Source organism: Arsenophonus endosymbiont of Bemisia tabaci Q2, assembly GCF_902713415.1.
Taxonomy (GTDB): domain Bacteria; phylum Pseudomonadota; class Gammaproteobacteria; order Enterobacterales; family Enterobacteriaceae; genus Arsenophonus.
Genome location: NZ_CACTIE010000183.1, coordinates 1 through 3,882, shown reverse-complemented (window position 1 = coordinate 3,882; position 3,882 = coordinate 1). Strand labels below are relative to the sequence as shown.

The window sequence follows — 3,882 nt, the reverse complement described above, 5'->3', positions numbered from 1 at the left end:
ATACTATATATGGTGTTATCTAATTTGTGGTGGGAATTTTATCTAACTTATTATTTCAACAAGAAATAAAAAATTTGTATTTTTATTATATTTTTTAACAGATATGCCAATAGGCAGAAATATTTTTGCCAACAGCGGTACTTTTGCTTGCGGGATAAAATGAATTGTTAAAATAGTTCACTATTTTGAAGAAGTTCTTATGTACCACCATTATTTTTGTACCCCAAAAGGTTTTCCAAGACTTTTCATTCACATTACCGCTGATCATAATGGAATAATCGGTGTTGATTTTGTTAACCAAATAAATGAAAAAGAACGTAAAAATGTTCATACCGAACAGTGTATAAAAGAATTAGAGCAATATTTTAATGGTGAAAGAGACAATTTTTCTGTCATCTTGAATCCTTCTGGTACCCATTTTCAGAAAAAAGTTTGTCAGAAACTTGGTCAAATTCCATATGGCCAATCCTGGAGTTATAAGGAACTCCCAATTGCACTAGGTTTTGCTAATTTCTGTAGAGCAGTTCGTATGGCAAATTCGCGTAATCCTATTGCGCTTATTATTCCGTGCCATCGTGTTATTGGTCATGATGGTAAATTAGTAGGTTACAGTGGTGGGTTAGATATAAAAAGTTGGCTTTTATTTTAAATTATGAAAAGAATGGAAATAGTCGAAAAATTCGCTAAAATATTATAATAAACATTTATATACACTATTATTGGTTTTTTTAATTTTTTAAGTTTTTATTTTATATTAAAATGATAATTTAAGTTTTTAATTAATTTCGTGATCTTAGTAGTAGACAATGAAGCATAATTTTTGCTGTACTACATAAAACACAAACTGTGTATTTTTATTTATGTAAAGGTAATATTGATGTCAAAAGTTAAAGGTAGCGTTAAGTGGTTGAACGAAGGAAAAGGTTTTGGTTTTATCAGTCCAAAAGATGGCAGTAAAGAGGTGTTCGTTAACTTCAGTTTTATTACAACCGAAGTTTTTAAGACTTTGACCGAAGGTCAGAAAGTTGAGTTTAATATTACTGAGGGGGAGAAAAGGCCATCTGCTATAAACGTTGTCGCTATTTGATTTACTATAAGAATTTATAAAAACCCGTCTCAATTATTGAGACGGGTTTTTATGTTGGCATGAAATTAAATGACTTATCATTTAATTTCTATGACTTTCGCTTGTAAATCTGCATGATAAGATGAGCGTACTAATGGGCCACATGCTGCATGCGTGAAGCCCATTGCTATTCCCTCATTTTTCATTTCTTCAAATTCTTTAGGGCTGACATAGCGTTTTATTGATAAATGATGCCAACTGGGTTGGAGATACTGGCCTAAGGTTAGCATGGTAACGCCGTGGCGGCGTAAGTCTCGCATAACATCAACTATTTCTTCATTAGTTTCACCTAGTCCAACCATTAATCCTGATTTTGTCGGTATTTCAGGATGCATTTGCTTGAATTTTGATAGTAGTTGTAATGACCATTCGTAATTAGCGCCAGGGCGTACTTGGCGATAGATACGCGGAACATTCTCAAGATTGTGATTAAAAACATCGGGTGGCGCAGCGGCTAAAATTGCTAAGGCACGATCCATACGACCGCGGAAATCAGGCACTAGCGTTTCTATTTTGATGTTTGGATTTTTCTCTCGAATAGCTGTAATGCTGTCAGCAAAATGTTGGGCTCCTCCATCGCGTAGATCATCACGATCTACTGAAGTAATAACAACGTATTTTAATCCCATATCTTTAATGGTTTCTGCTAATTTTGCTGGTTCATTAGGATCAGGAGGATTAGGACGTCCATGGGTAACATCACAGAATGGACAGCGACGAGTACAGATAGCTCCTAAAATCATAAAAGTGGCGGTACCATGATTAAAGCATTCAGCGAGATTAGGACAAGAGGCTTCTTCACAGACTGAGTGTAAGCCATTCTTACGCATTGCGTTTTTTATCTCTTTTATTCTGCTGGAATCAGCGGGGAGTTTTATTTTGATCCACTCAGGTTTAGGTAAAATTTCTGTATGATCCGTTCTTATTGTTTTGACAGGGATCAGTGCCATTTTATCAGCGTCACGATATTTAACGCCACGCTTCATTTGAATTGGTCTACTCATAATTATGCCAGTTCTATTAGGTTCCTGGTGCGGATCAATAATAGATATATTTTATGCTATCACATGTGATCATGATTTATGTCATGTTTCAATTTTTTTAATAATTATAAAAAAATTATAACAACTTATTCTGCAAGTTGAAATCCTAGCAGGTTGCAGAAATGTTTTATTAATAAAGGTTCGACATCTTTAACCTGGCTGCCAGGGACTAAATCATTTAGTTGCGTCATTTTCATGCCGGCATAGCCACAAGGATTAATACATTCGAAGGGCGCAAGATCCATATTAATATTTAATGCTAAGCCATGAAACGAACAGCCTTTATGGATACGTAACCCGAGAGAGCATATTTTTTTTTGTTTAACATAAACCCCGGGGGCTTCGCGCTGTGCGTAGGCGGTAATACCAAATTCGGATAAAGTATTAATTACCGTATTTTCCAGTGTACTTACCAGCTCTCTCACACCAATTTTATTACGCTTTAAGTCTAATAAAATATACATTATTTGCTGACCGGGGCCATGATAAGTGATTTGTCCACCACGATCAGATTGGATAACTGGAATATTTCTAGGCGCGAGTAGGTGCTCTTTTTTACCCGCTTGGCCTTGGGTAAAAACAGGGTAATGTTCCACTAACCAAAGTTCATCTGCTGTATCAACCGCGCGTTTTTTAGTAAACTGATGCATCTCATCAGAAATGGGTTGGTAAGTATGCAACCCAAATTGACGTAATATAATGATTTTTTTTAACAAACTTTTTTTGCCACTGATAGGGGTATGCAATAATTATGCAGTATAACCTGCATAAATTATTCTTGCTAGTATAATAGTTACCGTGACGCTTGAAATTATAAACCTGAAAATCTGCTATCTTCGGGTTTATAATTTCAAGCGCATCAATAACTTGTATCTACAACAGCATACGAACTAATTCTAGTTTAGCTAATTCTTCGTACAGTTTTTCTATTTGTTCAATATTGGTTGCTGTGATGGTAATTGATACTGAGTGAAAGTTACCTTTACTACTTGGTTTAACCGATGGTACATAATCACCCGGAACATGTCGTTGAACCACTTCAACGATTTGATCTGTTAACTCAGGTTTAGCAAGCCCCATCACTTTGTAGGTAAATGAGCAAGGAAACTCTAGGAACTCATGCAGTTTGGTTTTCATAGCTTCTCCTAAAATACTACCACCACGCTTATTGCGATATTAAATGTTATATGATTTAGATAGTATATTTATTCATATTTCTTAAATAAAAAATTAAGTTATAAATTGAACATATTTACCATAATCGAGTTTGCAATGTTATTTTTCAATCTTTAGCCAAACCAGCGTTGAAAAAACAATTTAATATAATCTAATATTTTACTAAAAAATCCACCTTCATCGACCTCTTTCAAGACAAGAAGCGGCCGTTGTTCAACGATCTTATTATCTAATTTTAAGTTAATGGTGCCAACAACTTCGTTTTTCGCTAATGGTGCCTGTAGTTCAGTATTGTTTAATGTATAGCTAGCTTTTAAATCTTTCATACGACCAGGGGGAATGGTCAGATAGAGATCGTTTTCAATACCTAATTTTACCTGATCAGTATTAGCAAACGAAACCGATTGAGAGGCAAACTCCACCCCGCCTTCTAATGGTTTGAAGGTTTCAAAAAAGCGAAAGCCCCAAGTGAGTAATTTTTTGCTTTCGGTGTTCCGATCTTTACTACTATGGCCACCTAATACAACAGATATAGCT

The 3,882-nt window shown here is 35.1% G+C and carries 5 protein-coding genes and 1 pseudogene; 2 read left to right on the top strand and 4 right to left on the bottom strand.

The window, feature by feature from the left end:
- Positions 1–199 precede the first annotated feature (199 nt).
- On the top strand, positions 200–649 hold the full coding sequence (locus ARSQ2_RS09440; protein ID WP_181995141.1) for a methylated-DNA--[protein]-cysteine S-methyltransferase: 450 nt from the start codon (positions 200–202) through the stop codon (positions 647–649).
- Between the two features lie 228 nt (positions 650–877).
- Positions 878–1,087 carry a cold shock domain-containing protein gene (locus ARSQ2_RS09435; RefSeq protein WP_181995142.1) on the top strand — a complete coding sequence of 70 codons (210 nt, stop codon included), beginning with the start codon at positions 878–880 and terminating at the stop codon, positions 1,085–1,087.
- 77 nt (positions 1,088–1,164) lie between these two features.
- Here the strand turns inward: ARSQ2_RS09435 and lipA are convergent, their stop codons facing one another.
- From lipA to ARSQ2_RS09415, 4 genes and pseudogenes are all read right to left on the bottom strand, one after another.
- On the bottom strand, positions 1,165–2,130 hold the full coding sequence (gene lipA / locus ARSQ2_RS09430) for a lipoyl synthase (RefSeq protein ID WP_181995140.1): 966 nt from the start codon (positions 2,128–2,130) through the stop codon (positions 1,165–1,167).
- Between the two features lie 125 nt (positions 2,131–2,255).
- A complete protein-coding gene (gene lipB / locus ARSQ2_RS09425) occupies positions 2,256–2,885 on the bottom strand; it encodes a lipoyl(octanoyl) transferase LipB (RefSeq protein WP_181995139.1) in 630 nt (209 codons plus the stop codon).
- A 157-nt stretch (positions 2,886–3,042) separates the two neighbouring features.
- On the bottom strand, positions 3,043–3,306 hold the full coding sequence (gene ybeD / locus ARSQ2_RS09420; RefSeq protein ID WP_181995138.1) for a DUF493 family protein YbeD: 264 nt from the start codon (positions 3,304–3,306) through the stop codon (positions 3,043–3,045).
- Between the two features lie 152 nt (positions 3,307–3,458).
- A pseudogene (locus tag ARSQ2_RS09415) lies at positions 3,459–3,882 on the bottom strand (serine-type D-Ala-D-Ala carboxypeptidase); the annotation flags it as partial.